We start from the raw sequence: 19853 nt of genomic DNA, 5'->3' as shown, positions 1-19853 counted from the left end.
AGCTTTGTTTCAAACCTGGACCGGCGTCCAGCACCCGTTGATTTGCTGTTCACGTTGGACGGCCACGCCTTCAAGGCCCCACGTGTAACCGTCGCGCTCCCATTGGCTCAGGATCTCCATGAGCTGATCGCAGTGGTACACACTAAACCCGACGACCACGTGGTAGTCATCACCATAAGGGCTGATCGTCTGCCCGCGCTTCCAACCTGTGCACCATATTTCTGTGCCTTCATCAGGGATTGTCCAGCTGTCGCGAGTGTACACGCCGTCCAGGTCATACCATCTATTCAGCTTTGTCATTCAAATCAGCTCCTTCAGCATGTCGGTCAGCTCGGTGTAGTCAAGGCGGGTGCCGCTATAACTGATGTTGTCCGGGGTGCGCTCACCGCCCAGACCGGCGTAGCGGACGAACCCGTCATAGCTGACGCGCTTCGCCTGACGCACATACTCGCAGGCCAGGCGATAGAGCGGTTCATCGTTGTTGATCCAGAGGGAGACGTTCCAGGTCTGACGATTTTTCCAACCGTTATAAGACATAAATTGCCGTCCTTTCTTGTTGCACAAGTGGACGGCAGTATAGTATAATATAGCTGTCCGCCTGTGCTTTCGTCGTTGTTTGCACTGTGGGGGCGCGCTGCGGTTTGGGGTGGTAGCCAGCCGCAGCATTTTTTTAGCGTTTAATAAGCTCGTGGATGTCGATTTGCAGAGCGTCAGCAATCCTTACAACCTTCTCGGCTTCCGCACGTGGTAGGCTGCGGTGGCCGTTCATGTAGTTATTTAAGGTCAATTTGCTGATGCCGGTTTCGTCAGCTAAGCGCTGCACCGTCCAACCTTTGGCTTGCAGAGCTTCCTTTAAAGTGATAGACATCGCCACCTTTCATGGTGTCTTCAATGGGGAAGTTGAGGTTGCCTCTGCCGTGGTGGCTTTTTGCTTGCCATGGTCACATTGTAAGTCGTTCGACTTAATTTGTCAACCCCTTTTTTCAAAAAAGTTTTTGACCCGACTGCGCTCTAATGATGCGGAAGATAGAAACCGTGCGAAAAAAGTGAAAGCTGGTGAAGGCTGTACACATAGGCGCAAGAGTGGGATACGGTTATGTTTAAATAACAAAAGTGAAGGCAGGTGAAAGCTAAACCCTATCCCCCACGTATAGAGATAATAAAGCCTCGTATATAAGGATACAGTGTACAGCTTTCACCAGCCTTCACTATCCTAATAAATGGAAGAATGGACTATTGCGATAGTCAAGACGGCAAAAGGGCTTCAAGCTCGTCTTGACTATCGTGGTCGTAAGATATCGCGAAGGCGATGGGGGCGGGGGGTTATGCGGTTTTTCAATCGAGTTCCCGTGACAGTCGGCTGCTACAAGCAAAGGTCAGACAAAATCAGTTCGCGAAAGGATGCTTTTGCGAATAGATTGAGGGCGATGCGCACAAATAACGCTTATTGATATTGTGCATAGTGCTAAATTTGCCTTAATGGAGGCTAATTGCACCGCTTTTGTGCGGAAAAAAGGGGCGAAAAAAGCCTTGAAACTGCACCGAAAATAGGCGAACCCCCACGGGGGAGGGCGGAATTGACCCTCGCTCGCGCGACCGTAGCGCATTTTATATACCTCCAACCCGGTATGCCGGAGCCCCGCCCCCTGCGGCAAGGCTCTTATTTTTTATTTTTTTGGCCCCTCTACGCCTTAAAAATTTTCTTTGAAAATCATTTGAATAAATGCCCTTTTCCAGATATAATGCATTTCACAATTTTCGGGGAAGGGAGGGCGACGCAATGAGCAGACGCAGCGCAGTCGCGGCGATGAAGTTTGGGGGGAGGAATCGCCGGGTAGTCGAGATGTACTACGTCGAGGGGCTGTCTCAGGCGGAGATCGCGGCGAGGCTCGACATGGGCCAGCAGAACGTGAGCAAAATTCTGCGGAGGCCCGAGTCCGTCGCCTATGCGGACGAGCTTCTGGACGCGGCGACGAACGACGCGCTTAAGATCGTCAAGATGGCGAGCGTCAAGGCCGCGCGGCGGGAGGTCGCGGCGCTCGACCACAAGGACGTTTATGCGAACCTGCAGGCAAGCCGCGACCTGCTGGACCGCGCGGGCATCAAGGACAAGGATGCGACGGCCGTCAAGGTGGAGCTGTTGGGAGGCGCGGAGATCGAGATGATCGGGGAGGCCACGGATGCCGAGAGTGCAGCTGAGCTACCAGCCGACGGCTAAGCAGCGGCTCTTTCACGGCTCGACGGCGTTCGAGGTGCTGTACGGCGGGGCGGCGGGCGGCGGCAAGAGCTATGCGTGCGTGTGGGACGCGCTGCTGCGGTGCCTGAAGCACCCGGGCACCGAGGCCTACCTGTTCCGCAAGACCTATCAGGAGCTGGAGAAGAACCTGATCGCGACGGCGCGGCGGATCATCCCGCCGGAGCTGGGCACGTACACGTCGTCGAGCTACACGTACCGGCTGAAAAACGGATCGATCCTCCGCTTTTGCCACTGCAACAACGAGGAGACAGATAAACTGCGCTATCAGGGCGCGGAGATTCACTGGCTCTACATCGACGAGCTGACGCACTTTCAGCAGTCCACCTACGAGTACCTGCGCACCCGAGTGCGCGCGAATCGCGCCCTTGGCATCCGGCCGGTGGTGCGCTGCACCTCGAACCCCGGTGGACCGGGGCACGGCTGGGTAAAACAGCGATTTGTCGATTCCGCACCCTACGGCGAGATTCATGCGATGCCGGTCTACTCCGAGGTGCTGAAGAAGACGCAGCAGCGGACGGTGCAGTACATCCCGGCGCTGGCGACGGACAACCCGCACATCACGGAGGACTACATCTTCGAGCTGGAACAGAAACCCCCAGCCTTGCGCGACGCGCTGCTGCTGGGGCATTGGGACGCGTTCGAGGGCCAGGCGTTCCCGGAATGGGTGAACGACCCTTCACGCTACAGCGACCGGATCATGACGCACGTTATCGAACCGTTCGAGATTCCGGCGCATTGGCCGCGATACCTGTCGTTCGACTACGGTTACAGCAGGCCGTTCTCGTGCGGCGTGTGGGCGGTGGGCGAGCGCGGCGAGGTATACCGATACAAGGAGATTTACGGCTGCACGGGCGTGGCGAACGTGGGCGTCAAGCTCTCGCCGGGCGAGATCGCGATGAGGATCGAGGAAGGGCTGCGGGACGAGCGTCGGGAGGGCATTCGCACATTTGGCGTGGCGGACCCGAGTATCTGGGACGGGAGCCGGGGCACGAGCGTGTACGAGCAGATGCGGGCGGCGTCGCCGGGGCTGATGTTCAGCCCGGCGGTGAATGATCGGATTCCGGGGAAGGCGCAGGTACACGAGCGGCTGAAGTTCGACGCTGCGGGGCGGCCGATGATGCAGGTGTTCACGACCTGCCGGGACTTCATCCGGACGTTCCCGGCGCTGGTGTACGACGACAGACACGTCGAGGATGTTGACACGGGCGGCGAAGATCACATCTACGACGAGACGCGCTACTTTCTAATGTCCCGGCCTATCGCGCCGAGGACGCCGCGAGAAACGCGCAGGCCGGTGTTCGACCCCCTGGGGTGAGAAGGAGGCGATGCATGTGACGTTCGGGCAGATCAAGAAACGGGTGCTGGAGCAGGCAGGCGAGGACGCCAGCGACATCGCGGAGTTCGACGCCCTGATCGACCAGTATGTGAACGAGGGATATCACTATGTGCTGCAGCGGGCTTTCAGGCCGCGTGGGCATACGGAGCTCTACTTGGAGACGGGAGAGGACAGCGTTGACGCAAGGCGCGTACCGCGGCTGATTGAGATCGTGGAGGCACAAGCGGACGGACGGCAGGTGCCTTTCGAGATGGACGGCAGCCGGGTGCATCCGCTGTGCGCTGTAAAGGGCGAGCTGGAGATCACCTATGTGCACGACGAGCCGGACCTGCTGGCGGATCGTGATACGCCGCGCCTGCCTGCATGGTCGCATGGGTGCCTCGCGGACTACGCGACGTGGAGGTTTTATTCTAACGGCAGCCTGACGCGCCAGAGCCGCGCGGAGTTTTACAGGCAGCGGTTCATGGAAACCTTTTTTCGCATCCGCCCAGAGGGCGAGTACAGCGCCACGGTGCCCAATATGCATGGGCTGTACGATTGCACGTGAGAGAGGAGGAGCGGACGCTGGAACATGAAGAGCAGGTTCTGAAGCCGGAAGAGCGCGAAATCCTGAACCGGGCGTTGCGGCTCTTTGAAGAGTTTCGTACGGCGCACCGTCCGCTGCACGAGCAGGCGCGCACGAGCCGTAAGCTGCGGGCGTTGCAGGACGACACGCTGCCCAAGACCGCACCGAAGCTCAACAGCCTCAACAGCACCATCGACAACGTGGTGGCGGATCAGATGGACAACCTGCCGGAGGCGAAGATGATGCCGGAGCGCCCAGAGCTTCAGGAGAGCGCGGACGTTCTGACGGACGTGGTGCGCTACGCGCTGTACCAGAGCGCGTTTGACGAGCAGTACGCGCAGCTCATGGAGGACTGCGCGGTGACGGGCACCGGCATCCTGCAGGTGTTCTGGGACGAGGAGCTGGACGACGGGCGGGGGATGGCGCGCTGCGAGCGCTGGGAGATGGAGAGCTTCTTTCCCGACCCGATGTTTGAGGATATTCAGGACGGGCGCGCGGTCTTCAAGACGGCGTTCTACCCGCGGGAGTGGTATGAGCAGCACTACCCGGAAAAGGCGCGGTACATCGGCGGGGATACGTACTGGGAGCCGCGGGCGGGGTACACGCCGGAGGGCGAGGCCCCGATCCTGCTGATCGAATACTGGTGGCGGTCGTACGAGGCGGGCGACAGGCGCTACAGGGTGCACATGGCGCAGATCGCGGGCGGGGCGCTGCTGTACGCGAGCAGCGCGAAGTCCGTATACAGCCACGGCGAATATCCGTTTGTGGCGTACCGCTACCGCAGACAGGCCGGGTCCCCGTTTGGGATCAGCCTGATGGACGACTACGCGGATCAGTGGCGGGCGACGTGCCGCTACGCGAAGTACATGGACGACAACGCGCGAGCGTCGAGCCGGCAGCGGTTCATCTACCGCGAGGACAGCGGTCTGGACGGGAAGGCACTGTCAGACTGGAGCCGGGACTTTGTGGGCACGCGAGGCAACATCGACGACGCGAGCCTGCGGGCGTTTCAGGCCTCACCGCTCAATCCGCAGGTCATGAACTTCATGACCTACCTCGTGGACACGATGAAGCAGGACAGCGGCCAAAACCAGTTTTCGCGCGGCGAGGGCGGGCTGGGGGTCACGGCGGCGAGCGCGATCCAGGCCTTGCAGGAGGCAGGCGGAAAGATCACGCGGCTGCATACGGCCAGCTACAAGGAGTGTTTCCGTCAGACGGTGGAGCAGATGATCTACGTGCTGTCGGACAAGATCACACAGGAGCGGGTCATCATGGTAGCGGGGCACGGCAGCTCCGGCGAAATGGTTCCGCGCAACGTGAAGCTCGTGCCCGGCAGCAAGGGACCGGCCATCGAGCGGCCGCCATACAACGTGCGCGTGCAGGTGCAGCGCAGGAGCCCGCTGCAGATTCAGACGAACAACGAGTTCGTTTTGCAGGTGGCGCAGATATGCGGTCAGGCGGGCCAGCCGCTGCCGCCTGTCGCGGTGGTGTCGCTGCTTCAGGGAATCGACAACAAGCAGGAGGTGCTCTCAGCCCTGCAAACCGCAGACCAGACCCGCGAGCAGCTACAGCGGCTGCAGGGGGCCTTGGAACAACTTCAGGGCCAGGTGGAGCAGGAAGGCCGGCGCGCGCAGGCGCTGCGGCAGGCGCTTGTCACCGGCCAGACAGCGAACGCGGATTATACGGAGCTACAGGATGAGGTGGCGGCGGAACCGACAACTGAAACGGCTTGACGCCGATCAGATAAAACGCCGGACAGGCTGACTACGCGGAAAGGCGCGACGATGGAGGACGTATGGACGAGATAGGCACGGTCGTGACGGCGCCGGACGACGCGGCGAATGACACGGTAAACCTGTCTGCACTTTTGGATGAGCAGGCGGAGACGGTCGAAACCGCGCAGGAGGACGCTTCTGCGCATGCCGACGACGGGCAGCCGCAGGCCGAGGAGACGCAGACGACGCTGGAAGCGGAGCGGGAGCGCTGGAAGCTGGGCAAGGAGGCCGCGCTGCGTGCGCAAAGCCGGAAATATCAGCCGGATGTGCAGCTCGCGAAGACCGCGCGCGACGTGTTTGCCGGGATGACCGACGATGAGATCGCGCAGGCGATGCTGGAATACCGTGCGGCCAGAATGGCCGAGGAAGACCCGGAGATCACGCCCAAGGCGGCGAAGCAGATCCTGGAACTGAAAACCGCGAAGGCGAAACCCACGGAGGCGGACGGCAGGCGCGCGCAGCTGGAAGACCAGCTCTTTGCGCTGCAGGGCAGCGGCGCGGACCTCGGCGGCATGTTCCAGGATGAGACGGTGGCCGCGCACATCAACGACGGCACCTGGGACGTCAACACGGCCTATGCCTACTGGCAGGGCATGCGCAAAAGCGCACAGACACGGGACAACCCGCCCGTTGCGACCGCACGGAGCACTTCCGGCGGCGCGAAGATGAAAGATTTTGCGGACATGACGCCGGAGGAATTTGCGGCGTTCAACGCGCGCATCGAACAGCAACTTCGGAGCGGGAAGCGGGTTGTCCTCGGCTAAAAGGAGAGGATAACACATGGCAGTAACCTATAACACCAATACCACAGGTACCGGTACGCTCGCTGTGACCGCGACTAAGCAGTACTACGACAAGCGGCTTCTGGAGAACATGAAGCCCCTGCTGATTCACAATCAGTTTGCGCAGAAGCGTCCGATGCCCGCGCACCACGGCAAGACCATCGAGTTCCGCAAGTGGACGCCCTTCGCGGCGCTCACCACGCCGCTGACGGAGGGCGTGCCCCCGGAAGGGCAGGCGCTGAGCATGACCAACCTGACGGCGACTATCGCCCAGTACGGCGGCTTTGTGACGGTCAGCGACCTGCTCGACCTGACGGCCATTGACAACGTCAAGTCTGACGCCGTGGATCTAATGGCGCAGCAGGGCGCGCTCACGCTGGACACGCTTGCCCGTGAGGAGCTGCATAAGACGGCGAGCGTTATTTACGCGGGAGGCAAGACGGGCCGTGCGCAGCTCACCCCCGCGGACAAGCTTACCAGCCTTGAGCTGCGCAAGGCCGTGCGCGCGCTCAAGAAGGTCAACGCGCCGATGTTCAAGGGGAACGGCACAGGCGCGGGCTACTACGTGGCGATCATCGGCCCGGACACGGAGTTCGACCTGATGGACGATCCCACGTGGAAGGACGTCAGCAAGTACCAGGACAAGGGGAACATCTACAACGGCGAAATCGGCATGCTGTACGGCTGCAAAATCATCTGCACCAGCGAGGCGAAGGTCTTCACCGGAGCGGGGGCGGACAGCGCGGACGTCGCCTCCACGCTGGTATTCGGCCAGAACGCTTACGGTGTGGTGGACATCGACGGCAGCGGCAACGTGCAGTCCAAGATCAAGCCCGCGGGCAGCGGCGAGGATCCGCTGGATCAGCGCGGCACCGTCGGCTGGAAGGTCATGGCCTACGTGTGCAAGGTGCTGCAGCCCGCGTTCATCCAGCGCATCGAGAGCGGGTTCAGCGCGTAACGAACGGGCATAGGGAGAAGAAAGGAGGAAGCAATTCATGGTTGCTTCCTCCATTTTGAAAGGATGAGGATTATGGCGGCAAGGACGAACGAGGAACTGGAAAAGGCTGCGCGCGCGCAGGAGGTCGGCGCGAAGGCCGCGTTTGCTAAGGCGGCGCGCGTAAAGGTCTACGTGCCCAAGGGCGCGGACGAGCACGACACGGAGCTCTACGGCTGCTGGAACGGCATCCCGGTGCGCTACAGGCGCGGCGAAGAGGTTGAGATGCCGGATATGGTACTGCAGATGTTCAGGGACTGCGGGGCGCTTTAAGCCCCGAGCCGACGAGGAGGTGCCGGGGTGATAGCGCGGCTGGAAGACTTTAAGGGCGTGTGGCAGGCGGCGGGCGACAGCGGGCTTTCGGGCAAGTACGCCTACGACGCCTACAACGTGAGCACACAACGCGGCGCGCTCGCGTCGGCGTCGGGCTACGAGGCGTTTCTGCCGCCCATCGCGGTGCAGAGCGGGGCGGGGGCGTATGCCCAGATCGGTACGCTGGCGCGGCTCTACCGCAGGAACGCGGCGGAGGACCAGCGCGAGGTCTTCGTGGCTTGTACGCTGGACGGCATCTACACCTACACCGCCGGGGACGCGGGCTGGACGTGCAGGCTCGCCGGGCCGCTCTACAGCGACGCCTGGGACTGGGTGACCTACGAGACGGTGGACGGAGAGGGCGAGAGCGCCGTGACCTGCGACGTGCTGATCCTTACGAACGCGAAAGACGGCATGAAGGCGCTGTACGGCAGCGACCTGCGCGTGGAGAGCAAGGAGACGCCTGCCCGGTTCGGCGTGCTGGGCAGGCACGCGGAGCGCATCTGGGGCGCGGGTGTGGAGGACGAGCCGGACAGCCTGTACTACTCGCGGCCCTATGACCCGTTCAACTGGACGGCGGACGAGCAGAACCCGGAGCTGGGCGGCGGGCAGATTTTGCAGCCGACCTGGGATGGCGACCGTTTCATCGCGCTGCGCGAGCTGGGCGCGTACCTGATCGCGCTCAAGACCCGCAGCATCTACCAGGTGCGCGGCACGGACCCTTCCAGCTTCGTCGTCACGCAGGAGTACGGCGCGGACGCGCCTGCGGCGGAGAACACCATCGCCGTGGACGGTACACGGATGTATTACCTGACGGGGCACGAGGTCGGCGTGTACGACGGCGTGTCGGCGCAGCTCCTGGCGCAGGACGCGCTGTACGAGGCGCTGAGCGCCGTCGGGAACGCTCAGGGAGCCAGCGGCGTCGTTTGCGGCCACGTATACTACCTGGCGCTGCCGGTGGGCAGCGTTCTCAACAATACGGTGATCGAGTACGACACCATCCGGCGCACGTTCATGGTGCGCCGGGGCATCTATGTGCGGGTGTTTCTGGAAAGCGAGGGACAGGTCTATTTCACGTCGAGCCAGGACCCGTTTCGCGTTTACCGCTACGGCGCGGGCACGAGCTACGACGGACAGCCGATTTCCTGCCGCTGGCAGACGGGTTGGATGGAGGGTGCGACAAAGCGCACGCGTAAGGAAGCCTTTATCCTGCGCTTTTTCGCGCGGGGCGGCGACGGCGCGGTGCTGCGCCTGACGCTGGAGACGGAAAAAAGGCGCAAGGAGCGTGCCGTGAGCCTATGCCCGGAGGGGCGGAGCTACCGCGTGCGCATACCGGTGCGCGGCGTGCGCTGGCGGCTGACGCTGGAAAACGAAGGCGTGCAGGCGTGGAGCATTCCGAGCGGCATCGAGGTCAGCGCGGAAGAGGAGGAGCTGGAGTGAGGATCACGCCAGCGACGAGTAGGCACGCGCGATTTAAAAAATCGCCGTGCCGTAGCCCGCGCGCGAAGGGCGCGGGCCGTAAAAAGAGGAGGAGCTGGAGTGAGAAAACTACAGCCTCCGGCGCTGCCGGTAATTATAGAACAGGAAATACAGCAACCCCGTGGGGCGTCAAGGTACATGGTTTCCTTGACAAGAGCCCTTCGCGCGGCGCTTGACGATATTTACCGTACACTGAGCAGGCACGAGCCGCGGGTGGGCGACATCCTGCTGACGTCGGAGAACAAGTCACCAGGCGCGGGATATGACGCCGCGGGCCAGGTTGGCGCATTTTACGCATGGAAGGTGAAGTGAGATGGCGAAGAACAGCACGGTGACGACGACAACCCATTCGTCCAGTTCGACGCAGGGTACGAGCGGAAGCCAGTCGCAGGGGCAGAGCAGCAGTCAGCAGTCTACACAAAAGGTCGTCAACCAAGAGCTCCTGAGCCAGCTGCTTGCGGGCCTCGCGGACATGGGCTACACGCCCCGCAGCGAGGAAGAGCTGCGGCAGGCAGCGGAGAATCGCTACAACCCCCTATACAACGCTGAGGTCGAGGCGGCCAAGCAGAAACAGCAGCAGACCGATCTCGCGCTTTCGCAGCAGCTCGACGATCTGCTTTCGGGCATCTCGCGCCAGAAGGAGACGCAGAACGCGGCCTATGACAAGGCGCGCGCGAACATCGAGACGGGCGCGCTCTCGCGCGGCATGGGCCGGTCGAGCTACACGACGAGCACGCTTTCAAACAACGACATTGCTCGCGCGAAGGCGCTCTCGCAGATCGACGAGGACGCGAACCGGCAGACCGGGCAGATCGGCGCGCAGCGCACGCAGCTGACGCAACAACTTGCGGAGACGCTGGGGCGGCTTTCCACAGACAAGGAGACGAACATCTCTAGTTATCTGCAGGAGCTGTACGACCAGGAGTACCAGCGCCAAATGGCGGCAAATCAGGCGAAGAACCAGAACTACCTGACGGCGGTGGACCTGTCCATGGGCACGAAGACGAGCGGTCAGACGAATTCGACGGAGAACACCAGCGGCTGGCAGAACCAGAAGGTCAACGGCACGGACACGAGCACGCAGACCACGGAATACTGGGGCGGCTCGTCGGGCGGGAGCGGCGGCGGCTCCGGCGGAAGCGGCATAAGCGGGGACGACGAGCTTGCCGGCATCCTCGAGGACGACGTCGCAGGGAAGAAGACCAAATTTGGGAATACGTGGATTTCCCCGTCACAGAAAAACGGAAAGAACGTCAGAACAACCTACTAAGGGGGCGTACGCATGCAGAGCAAAAAGCGATCGGCCGTTGAAGAAGCCGAGCGGAAAAGGGAAGAGCGCGAGCGGCAGGAGGCACAGTCGCGGGAGGCACAGTCGCGGGAGGCTCGGGAGCGTGCGCTGCGCGGGGAGACGAACGGCAGCAAGGCGGATCTGTCCCGCAGTCTCGCGGAGCATGAGGAACGGCGGCGGGCCGAGACGCAGGAGAAGCTGCGCGCCGGGGGCGACAGCGCGATGCAGGTGCTTCACGGCATTTCTGACCCGGAGAAGCGCAGCCGTGCGCTGGAGCTGTACACCAACGCAACGCGCGATAAGCAGAGCAGCCTGTACAACCCGAACCAGACGCTGACCTACAAGCAGGGCCTATCCGCGCTGGAGAAGCTGGACAAGCAGGCGGCACAGACGAAGGCGGAGAACCAGAGGGCACTGAACGATCTGCAAGTGGAGCGGAACGAGGCCAAGCTGAACCGGCTAGCGAAAAACGCCATCCGGGAAGACGACAAGCTACTGTATGAGCTGAATACGCGCCTGCGGAGCAGCACGGATAAGGGCGTCGTGGGCAAGCTGCGCCGCGGGCAGGAGTTTACGGCGGCAGGGCTCGACAGCTTGGCCGTCGAGCGGATGATCCAGGGCATCCCTGACGAGCAGAAGCGGCGCGAGGCGGCTGACATCTACACAAGGCTGCAAAAGTACGAGGGATCGCCGCTTTACCGCGAGTTTGGTCGCACAAGTGCATCGACGCTGAATAAGCCCACCGAGGATGCTGAGCTGTACGCGGAGTATGGCGGGCAGAGCTATATCGTACCGGCGACGCCGAAGGCTGAGGAGGATCAGGGAAAAGCCGAAAAAGGCATGATCGAGGGTCTTGCGGAGAAATGGCTGGAGATCACGGGAGGCTCGCCGGATTATGCAGCCGGACCGACACCTGGTGAGACGGCGGGGCAGCAGGACACAAAAGAGGCGGACGCGCCGGCAACGGCCATGAGAGTGGTGGCTGCAAGCGGCGAGGAACAAGTTATGGCAACGCCGGGAGAAGCCACAAGCGGCGAAGCCCAGGTGACGACGGGGAAAATGTATGATACGCCCGCGGGGCCGCCTGCGCCAGAGACAAACGCAGCTGAGAAATCGACGACAGGGTTCGCGGATTCGTCGGATGCCCGCGCGCTCAAGAAGGTCGACGAGGAAATCGCGGACATCGAGAGACAGATCGCCACGCTCGACCGGCAGATCGCAGAGCAACCGGGGGCATTTGGCGAATCGCTGGAACCCGTGCGCGCGCAGCTGGTACTGTCGCTGACGCAGAGGCAAAGCGAACGTCTATCACTGCTGGACGCGGCCGGGACCGTCACGGACGAAGAAGCGCTGATCTACTACAAGCGCGGGCAGTTGGACGAGCTGTCCCCTGAACAGCAGCGGATGGCGCAGACGTTCGCGGAGAACAACGAGCTGCTGCTGGAACGGGAAAACTATTTCGTCACGGGGATGCGCGAATCTCATCTGGGCGAAAGCGCGATGGACGTGCTGGCGCTCACGGACAGCGAGTACCTGACCGACCAGGAGCGCGGCGAGGTGCTGCTGGGAATGGCGGACGACCTGCAGGCGGCGAAGGCGGGCGGATACGCGAACCTGGGGGCCTATTACGGTGCCAACCCGGCCGCCAAAAAACGCTATGGCGAGTACGTCATTCGCGAGGCAGGCGTCAGGGCGGAGATGGACGCGCAGCGCGAGCATGAACAGGCGACGGCCCGCGCGCAGCTCGACCGCATGGTCGGCGTCGCGCTGACGAACGACGCTCTGGGCCAGACGACTGATGCGGATCGAAACGTGCTACGTTACCTGGACAGTATCGACGTCTTCGAGGATCAGGAACCGCTTTTCTACAATCTGTACGCGGGTGTGGACGAGCAGTTGCAAAATGAGATCCTCTATGGGGATCTGGCCGGCGGCGACTACGACTACATGACGATGGTGGACTACGCGCGGGACGCACTCAGGCGGGAAAAGCAGTACGCGGCGGCGCTGGGCATGACGCTTGAAACGTTTTGGGCGGGGCATCCTGAGCGCGCGCGCACGGCGGCGGACTACGTCTCCTATGCGACGGCGAGGTACGACACGCTGTGGAACGAGCCCATCGCCCGGGCGGTCGCGAGCGGGGAGATCACGGACGATTCGTACAAGATCGCGCGTTTTTTCATGGGCGACGAGCAGGTCGACGCGCTCATCGCGCAAGGCGGCGAGGGCGTCGGTATGTGGAGCGCTGCGGGCCTTGGCATGAAAGCTGGAACCCTGGACTTCGCTGCGGGCGTGGTGGGCGCGGGCGTGGGTCTTGTGGAAAAGCCCGCGGACAAGCTCGTGACGAACAACGCGCAGGACTACACGATGTTCTACGGTTCGGGCGCGCGCGCGGCACTCCGCGCGGACCTGCTGAAGATCGCCTACGGCCAGCCCGATGAGGCAGAGCGCGATCGCATGCTGCATCTGATCGCCAAGACGCCGGACATCTTCGACGTGCCGATCGACACGCGCGCGCATTTTAACCTGCTCAAAAACGCCCGCACAAACCTTACCCAGAGCGCCGCCGATGTGAAGCGTTTTGCGGACGAGCACATGACGGTGAATGAGCGTCTCCTGTTTGACACATCCGCGAATATTACGACGAACGTAGAGAGCCTCACGGGCGGCGCCCTGGTGACGGCGCTGTCGGGCAGCCCGACGCTGGGCCTCGCCATCGGCTACGGCCTGCCCGAGTACGGCAACGACTATTATGACTACATGGCGGCGACCGGCGGGGACGTGAATAAATCCAAGTGGGGCGCGAGCCTGAGCTTCGCCGCGACGATGGCGACGGAAAGCATACCGTTTGAGCGTTACACGGGCATGATCTTTGGCAGCGGCGTGACGGCGGGCGCCGGCCGAATTGCACAGGACCAGGGCGCTAAGGGCCTGAAAAGCGTCCTGCTGACCAGCGCGCATATTGCGAAAGAGCTGGGTGGAAACACGCTGATTGAGGCCGGGCAGGAGTATCTGGAGGGCACTATCAACGACAGCATCCAGCAGATGCTTGTCGACGGTGATTTAAACCTCCTGCAGGCGCATCAGGTAGGTGTTGAGGGCAGCAAAGCTTCGCTGCTGACGTCGCCCGCACTGTTCTTCCTGTCGTCGACGTCGGGCAAAATCGGCGACACCGTGCGCAAGTATGTCAAAGCCGCAGACGGCGGGCCGATAGACGTCGCGGCGCTGGTGACAGAGCTGAACGAATTGAGCCCGGCCGCGCGTCAGGAAGAGGCAGACACGATCAAAAAAGACGCGGTGCGGAACCGCGCGGACGCGCTCACGGCGGAGCAGGTCGCGGCCGGTGCACTGAACACCCCGGAAGCGCAGGCGCAGGCGGACAGCGCGAACATGGCGCTGTCGGAGGCGCAGGCCGAGAAAAACGCGGCAGACACGGCGCTGGCAGGTGCACAGGAGCAGAAGGTCACCGCGGTGGATGCCGTGGCCGTCGCACAGGGCGCAGAGCTCAAAGCTGCGTCGAAAGAGCTGCAGGCAGCCGCGCAAGCCGCGGCATCTGCCAGTGCAAGAGCGACTGTGGCAAATAAGGCCTATGCGGAGAAGAAGGCTGCCTCGGACGCCGCAAACAGGGCGCTTGAGGACGCGCAGCTGAATACTCTGGACGCGATCCGTGCGGAGAGCCTGCAGCAGGCGCAGAAGGAATACGGGGAAGCGGCCGGGGCCTATGTGCCCGGCTTCACGCTGGCGGACGCCACCGACGCGCAGCTCGAGGCGGCGGCGGAAAAGGCGGCTTCCGGCAGTGTCGCAAGTGCACAGAAGCAATTTGACCAGGCGAACCGCTCCGCGGCCCGCCTGACAGAAAGCCTTGCGGGTCTGACGGAAAGCGCGGGCCGCGCGCAGGCGCGATACGACGAGGCGGCAGCGGCCTACAGCCGTGACCCGTCGCGCGAAAACCGGATCGTGTTGGAGCAGTCAAAGAAGCAGTACAAGAACGCGCTGACGCGGCTACAGCGCACGCAGGGCAATCTCCTGCACGCACGGGAGCGCGTTACGACGACGCAGGCAGCGCTGGCGGCGGAGACGGCGCGCATGCAGGCGGAGACGGCCGTGCTGTCCGGCGTGATGCGCGACGCACGGGACGCGATAGCCGCCCTGCCCGCGGAGCAGCAGCAGGCTATGCGCAAGGCGTGGCAGGAGAATGTCAAGGCCTACGGCACGGCGGAGGGGACAGCCCGGACGCTTGAGGCCGCGCTGGAGCTGCGGGCCGCCGCGGAGCAGGTAAAGGCACAGGCTAAAGCGGACGCGGAGGCCGACACGGCGGACGTCGAGACGGTATTTGCCGGGCGCAGCCTGCGCGATCCGGTTGTGCAGAGGTTTGTATCGGACGTGGCGCAGCGGACGGGCACGCTCATTGAGTTTGCGCAGCTCGCGGCGGGGGACGAGGGGTACTACGACCGCACGCGCGGCGTGCTTGTACTGAGCGACGCGCTCGATGGCGCGGCCGCTGTCAAGGCGGTTGCGATCCACGAGCTGACGCACACGATCGAAGGCACGCAGAGCTACGCAGGGTTCGCGGAGGCCGCGCTAAACGCCGCCTATGGCGGCGACAACGCAGCCGTTCAGGAGGCCATAGACGCAAAGCGCGCGCAGTATGAAGCCTTTGGGAGGACGCTGGACGATGTGAGCGCGAGGGCCGAGGTCGTCGCGGAGGCGGCGCGCAGGGTCGTTTACGCCAGCGAGGCGGACATCGACAGACTGGTGCGCTCCAATCGAAGCCTGGCGCAGCGCATTTACGACGCCATCCGGGATTTCATCAGCGGCCTGGGCCGCCGGAGGAGCGATCCGCAGTATGCGGACATCCGACGGGCGCAGCGGCTCTTTGAAAAGGCGCTGAACGAAAAAGCCCCCGCGCAGAGCGGGGGAGAGCAGCATTCGATCGAGCAGGATGACAGGGGATATTACGTCAAAGCGGATCGCAAGGTTGTTCTGAGCGATAACCCGAAGCTGTGGAACGACGAGATCCAGAGGTACATACAGGACACAATCCGAAAGAACGGGGACGTCACGATTCAAACCCTCGACGGTGATACGTTAAGAATCACGGAAAAGAGCCAGTGGCACGCGGGAAGCAGAAACAAGGGGCAGAGTGATGCACTTTATAAGACAAAGCTGAACGCTTCGGCGCATTTGGATGAAGTCGCATTCGTATCGACAGACCTCGGTAAGGAACGCCCGAATAGCCCAGACAAAAACGGAAGACACGGAAAGCTGGCAGCACTTGGCTGGAGATATCGTCAAGCTTACTTTGAGGATTATGACGGGCAGCGTTATGAAATGACGATTTCGACAGCGCAAAACGAAGAAGGACAGACAGTCTACAACATAGGTAGGGTGAAAAAAATAGAAAACCACCCGACCAGCGTTAGGGGCCCTGTGAGAGGGGAAATCCCCCCTCACGTCCCAACCGATGCAAACGCATCGATTATTAGGTCGGATGGTAACAACAGTATAACCGAATCGGCTCCTGCTGTCAACACCCAGTCTACGCAAAAAGCGCCAAACGATGCACAGCATTCTCTCGGCCAACGCCAATTCGGCTCGCAGACCGCGCAGACCCTCGAGGACATTCCGGCGAGCATCCGGCGCGGCCTCGCGGAGAACAGCGGTTACGGGACGGACACGAACGACGCGCAGATCGTTCGAGCCTACAACGCGTATCAGGAGATGGGCGCGGAGGCGGCGGCCGCAGAGGTGCTGAGCCGCGAAGGCGCGCTGAGCGCGGACGACGTGGCGTTGGCGCAGGTAACGGTCGCGCACGCGATTCAGGACGGGGAGCTGCTGCTGGCAGCGCAGCTGCTGGACCGCTACAACCGGGAGGGCACGCAGCTGGGACAAGCGCTGCAAGCGCGAAAGATCATGAGCCGGTTGACCGTACAGGGGGCCCTCGCGGAGACGACGAAGCGCGTCGAGGGGTACAACCGGAAAGCCTTATCCGGCATGCATGAGAAAAGCCGAAAGGCAGACATCAAAAGAACTGTGGAGCGCGTGACGACGGCGCTGCCCGCGGGCCCTGAAATCAAGACCGACGGCGGGAACAACCGGTGGCATGTACCGCTGAACGACGCGCAGCGCGCGCTCATCCGCGAGTACGGATTGGAAGGCGTGTCCCTGCCGGGCATACACTACAACCGCGCAACGGTCGAGCAGCGCATGCTGGCAGCGATCATCGCGACGCCAGGCCTCCCGCGAGGCGGCGAACATCTGAACCTGATCGAGCAGCTGGAGTACATGCGCCGCGGGTACGCGGTGACGACGGAAGCGGATCTCAACTATATCGCCTCGCAGATGCAGGAGTTCATGAACCAGTCGCAGGCGGCGGGGGAGGCGGACGCGGACTTTGACGCGGTGACGAGCCGCGAGGCCCGGCTGGCCCTGGCGAGGGCTTACGAGGCGGCGGGGAATACCATGCCCGTGCATATGGGAGAAAAGGGAACCGGCCTGCTCTACATGAACATGCTGCAGCGGTATGTGACCGCGATCAAAAATGTGCTGAGCAACGTGTTCACCCGGCCTTTGGAGCTTACGAGCACCGCCGTCGCAAGCCTGGTCGACCAGGCAGTCGCGCGGGAAACGGGAGAGCGCACGACGGGGCTTGCGACGAGGGCAGAGGCCAGGGCCGCGCGCAGGGCTTTCGCACAGGAGGTCGCCAATACCTGGGCCGACTACTTTGTGGACAAGGCCGACACGAGCCACAGCGCGAAGTACGCGGTAGGCGCGCGGGGCCGCACCTATCAGACCGAATGGCTGGAAGCGGCGAAGGCCCTCGTGGACTTTTCCATGCAGATCGGCGACCGGCCGTTTTACGAGCAATGCTACGCCGAAGAGTTGGCGGTGCTGCGCCGCCTGAACCCGGCGCTGGACGTTAAGACCGCACGGCAGGAGGCGACTGCCAGGGCGCTGGAGCGCGTCTTCCAGGAGGACAACGCGGTAACGGCAGGCCTTTCGCGAATCGCCCAGGGGAAGTTTGGCTTCGCCGTCAAACTGCTTGTGCCCTTTGCAAAGACGCCGACGAACGTCGTGACGCGCATGGCCCAGTATTCGCCCGTCGGCCTGATCGACGCGCTGCTGCGCAAAGGCTGGTACGCGAGCCGCAGCCGAAACGGGGAATTTAACCAGCGCGATTTTGTCATGGGCGTGGGGCGCGGACTGACAGGCACGGGGCTGATGCTGGCGGGCATGCTGCTGGGCGCGGGGGGCGTGCTCAGGTTCGGGAGCGGAGACGAGGACGACAAGGACAAGGCCGCCCTGATGCAGGCAAACGGCGTGCCGTACAGCGCCTATATCGTGGACTGGAACGGCAATCAGCATGAGATCGAATGGGCCCTGCCCATGGCGGGCCCGCTGGTGCTGGGTGCGAGCTTCAGCAAGCGGATCGAGAACGATGAAGCGCTTTGGGCAGCCACGATTGGCGGGCTGTGCGACATGGGCGATCAGCTCTTCGACAGCAGCTTCATGCAGTCGTTGACCAGCGTCCTGCGGGGCAATTCGGAGAGCCCTGCGGTGAACATCAGCACAGGCCTCGCGTCCAGCGCGATGGGCATGCTGGTGCCCGGAAACCTGCGGGCAATCGCCAAAACCATTGACCCTTATGTGCGCGATACGAGCGCTGAAAACGAGTGGCAAAAGGCCTTCAACCAGAGCGTCGTTGCGGCCATACCGGGATGGCGGCAGACGCTGCCGGTGAAAGTGGACGTGACCGGACAGCCGATGAGCCAGAACGCGGCCTACAGCGGCGTGGCGCACTTTCTGGACAGCTTCCTCGCGCCGACGGCAACGCTCGCGCCCCGCAACGACCCGGCACTCGCGGAGCTGCTGGAGATCGCAGGCCGGACGAGCGACGGGAGCTGGCTGCCGGGCAACCCGTTGTACGGAGCGAAATACAGCCTTACGGTGCCGAAGACGTATGCGAAGAGCTTAAGGTTGAATCAGGGCGAGGACAGCTACAGCTGTACGCTGACGCCTGAGGAGCGCGCAGCCTATAACATGGACTTCGGCCGGCTGCTCTTTGATGGAGGTACAACGATAGACAACAAGGGAAAGCGGGTCATCGTGCCAGGTCTGCGCGAGACCTTGGAGAGCCGCAAGTGGGCAAAAATGGACGATTTGGAGCGCATTGAGCTGGTGAAAGAGATGAGCAGCATCTGCAAGGCTGGTGTGACTTACGAGTGGGCCAAACAAAAACATAAGGAGGCGGGCCAGTGATCTACGCGGCGTTTGACGGGCAGTCGCGCGAGGCGATCGCCTCGGACGTGTTTCAGTACGACACGGGCGAGGGGCTGGAGCTCAGCGGACTGCCGGGCGAGCTGGGGGGCGTGGCAGTCGAGGTGCACTTCGGCTACGAGGGCGACGCCAAGGCGGAGGCGCGCATCGCTCAGTTCGACAAGCGCGGGGGCGTGTGGCGTGCGGACGTGCCGGACGTCTACCTGCAGCGGGCGCGGACGGTGAACGCCTACGTGTACGTGATCGAGACCGAGCTCAAGAAGCGCACGCTTTACCGGGTGACGTTCTCGCCTATCGAGCGGCCCGCGCCCTCCACGGAGGTGACGCAGGCGCAGGCGGACGCGTGGGCGCAGCTCGTGGTCGAGGTGAACGGCGCCGTCGCGGGAGCGGACGCGGCGGCGGGGCGCGCCAACGCTGCTGCGGCAAGTCTGACGACAGAAGGAGAAAAGTGGGAAGCACGCATCCAGGAAGTCGAACGTCGAACGCCTGGCAGCATGGTCACGGAGGTTTCGCGGAAGACCGTGTCCGTGCCGACGAGCGGCTGGACGAAGAACGCGCAGGGTATGCAGGAGCTCTCGGTCAACATAGCGGGAACGAAAAAGGAGAGCACGACCCAACGCGTGGATGTGGCTGTACAGGGGGAGCAGATCGGTAGGGTACTGCTGGCGGGCGCGCGAGTAGACACGGACAATACGCTGACGCTGGTATGTCTGGCCGTTCCCCCCGCAGCGTTTGAGCTTATGGTGATCGTAGGAGAGGTAATTCCATGACGTCGTGTAGGCAGATAC

At 62.7% G+C, this 19853-nt stretch carries 14 protein-coding genes; 11 read left to right on the top strand and 3 right to left on the bottom strand.

What is annotated here, in order from left to right; all coding sequences use genetic code 11:
- Positions 1-9: 9 nt before the first annotated feature.
- From C1725_RS15370 to C1725_RS15360, 3 genes are all read right to left on the bottom strand, one after another.
- On the bottom strand, positions 10-300 hold the full coding sequence (locus C1725_RS15370; protein ID WP_102412458.1) for a hypothetical protein: 291 nt from the start codon (positions 298-300) through the stop codon (positions 10-12).
- On the bottom strand, positions 301-537 hold the full coding sequence (locus tag C1725_RS15365) for a DUF7249 family protein (RefSeq protein WP_102412456.1): 237 nt from the start codon (positions 535-537) through the stop codon (positions 301-303).
- Between the two features lie 133 nt (positions 538-670).
- Positions 671-868, bottom strand: a complete 198-nt coding sequence (locus C1725_RS15360; protein ID WP_102412454.1) for a helix-turn-helix domain-containing protein — start codon at positions 866-868, stop codon at positions 671-673.
- A 912-nt stretch (positions 869-1780) separates the two neighbouring features.
- On the opposite strand from C1725_RS15360, the gene C1725_RS15355 reads away from it, so the two are divergent.
- From C1725_RS15355 to C1725_RS15300, 11 genes are all read left to right on the top strand, one after another.
- On the top strand, positions 1781-2218 hold the full coding sequence (locus tag C1725_RS15355; RefSeq protein WP_346026720.1) for a sigma factor-like helix-turn-helix DNA-binding protein: 438 nt from the start codon (positions 1781-1783) through the stop codon (positions 2216-2218).
- Positions 2181-3572 carry a phage terminase large subunit gene (locus C1725_RS15350; RefSeq protein ID WP_102412451.1) on the top strand — a complete coding sequence of 464 codons (1392 nt, stop codon included), beginning with the start codon at positions 2181-2183 and terminating at the stop codon, positions 3570-3572. The genes C1725_RS15355 and C1725_RS15350 overlap by 38 nt, the downstream gene beginning before the upstream one ends.
- Before the next feature lie 16 nt (positions 3573-3588).
- Positions 3589-4140 carry a phage adaptor protein gene (locus C1725_RS15345; protein ID WP_102412449.1) on the top strand — a complete coding sequence of 184 codons (552 nt, stop codon included), beginning with the start codon at positions 3589-3591 and terminating at the stop codon, positions 4138-4140.
- Positions 4137-5891, top strand: a complete 1755-nt coding sequence (locus tag C1725_RS15340; protein WP_102412448.1) for a portal protein — start codon at positions 4137-4139, stop codon at positions 5889-5891. The genes C1725_RS15345 and C1725_RS15340 overlap by 4 nt, the downstream gene beginning before the upstream one ends.
- Positions 5892-5953: 62 nt before the next feature.
- Positions 5954-6697 carry a hypothetical protein gene (locus C1725_RS15335; protein WP_102412446.1) on the top strand — a complete coding sequence of 248 codons (744 nt, stop codon included), beginning with the start codon at positions 5954-5956 and terminating at the stop codon, positions 6695-6697.
- A 16-nt stretch (positions 6698-6713) separates the two neighbouring features.
- Positions 6714-7673, top strand: coding sequence for a N4-gp56 family major capsid protein (locus C1725_RS15330; RefSeq protein ID WP_102412444.1), 960 nt, complete (start codon positions 6714-6716; stop codon positions 7671-7673).
- A gap of 72 nt (positions 7674-7745) precedes the next feature.
- Positions 7746-7982 carry a hypothetical protein gene (locus tag C1725_RS15325; protein WP_102412443.1) on the top strand — a complete coding sequence of 79 codons (237 nt, stop codon included), beginning with the start codon at positions 7746-7748 and terminating at the stop codon, positions 7980-7982.
- 27 nt (positions 7983-8009) lie between these two features.
- Complete coding sequence (locus C1725_RS15320; protein ID WP_102412442.1) at positions 8010-9461, top strand: hypothetical protein; 1452 nt, start codon at positions 8010-8012, stop codon at positions 9459-9461.
- Positions 9462-9813: 352 nt separating this feature from the next.
- Positions 9814-10770 carry a hypothetical protein gene (locus tag C1725_RS15310; protein ID WP_102412439.1) on the top strand — a complete coding sequence of 319 codons (957 nt, stop codon included), beginning with the start codon at positions 9814-9816 and terminating at the stop codon, positions 10768-10770.
- Positions 10771-10782: 12 nt separating this feature from the next.
- Positions 10783-19047, top strand: coding sequence for a coiled-coil domain-containing protein (locus C1725_RS15305; RefSeq protein ID WP_102412437.1), 8265 nt, complete (start codon positions 10783-10785; stop codon positions 19045-19047).
- Complete coding sequence (locus tag C1725_RS15300) at positions 19044-19835, top strand: hypothetical protein (protein WP_102412435.1); 792 nt, start codon at positions 19044-19046, stop codon at positions 19833-19835. Before C1725_RS15305 ends, C1725_RS15300 begins: the two co-directional genes overlap by 4 nt.
- The last annotated feature ends 18 nt before the right edge of the window (positions 19836-19853 follow it).

Origin of the sequence: Beduinella massiliensis (assembly GCF_900199405.1) — a bacterium.
Taxonomy (GTDB): Bacteria; Bacillota; Clostridia; order Christensenellales; family Aristaeellaceae; genus Beduinella; species Beduinella massiliensis.
Note: the sequence above shows the minus strand (reverse complement) of the source record. Positions and strands in the feature narration are given on the sequence as shown.

Bases quoted from the DNA above. Each gene is read 5' to 3' on its own strand.
- C1725_RS15370 (WP_102412458.1), bottom strand. From the start codon at position 300: ATGACAAAGCTGAATAGATGGTATGACCTGGACGGCGTGTACACTCGC.
- C1725_RS15365 (WP_102412456.1), bottom strand. From the start codon at position 537: ATGTCTTATAACGGTTGGAAAAATCGTCAGACCTGGAACGTCTCCCTC.
- C1725_RS15360 (WP_102412454.1), bottom strand. From the start codon at position 868: ATGTCTATCACTTTAAAGGAAGCTCTGCAAGCCAAAGGTTGGACGGTG.
- C1725_RS15355 (WP_346026720.1), top strand. From the start codon at position 1,781: ATGAGCAGACGCAGCGCAGTCGCGGCGATGAAGTTTGGGGGGAGGAAT.
- C1725_RS15350 (WP_102412451.1), top strand. From the start codon at position 2,181: ATGCCGAGAGTGCAGCTGAGCTACCAGCCGACGGCTAAGCAGCGGCTC.
- C1725_RS15335 (WP_102412446.1), top strand. From the start codon at position 5,954: ATGGACGAGATAGGCACGGTCGTGACGGCGCCGGACGACGCGGCGAAT.
- C1725_RS15330 (WP_102412444.1), top strand. From the start codon at position 6,714: ATGGCAGTAACCTATAACACCAATACCACAGGTACCGGTACGCTCGCT.
- C1725_RS15325 (WP_102412443.1), top strand. From the start codon at position 7,746: ATGGCGGCAAGGACGAACGAGGAACTGGAAAAGGCTGCGCGCGCGCAG.
- C1725_RS15310 (WP_102412439.1), top strand. From the start codon at position 9,814: ATGGCGAAGAACAGCACGGTGACGACGACAACCCATTCGTCCAGTTCG.
- C1725_RS15305 (WP_102412437.1), top strand. From the start codon at position 10,783: ATGCAGAGCAAAAAGCGATCGGCCGTTGAAGAAGCCGAGCGGAAAAGG.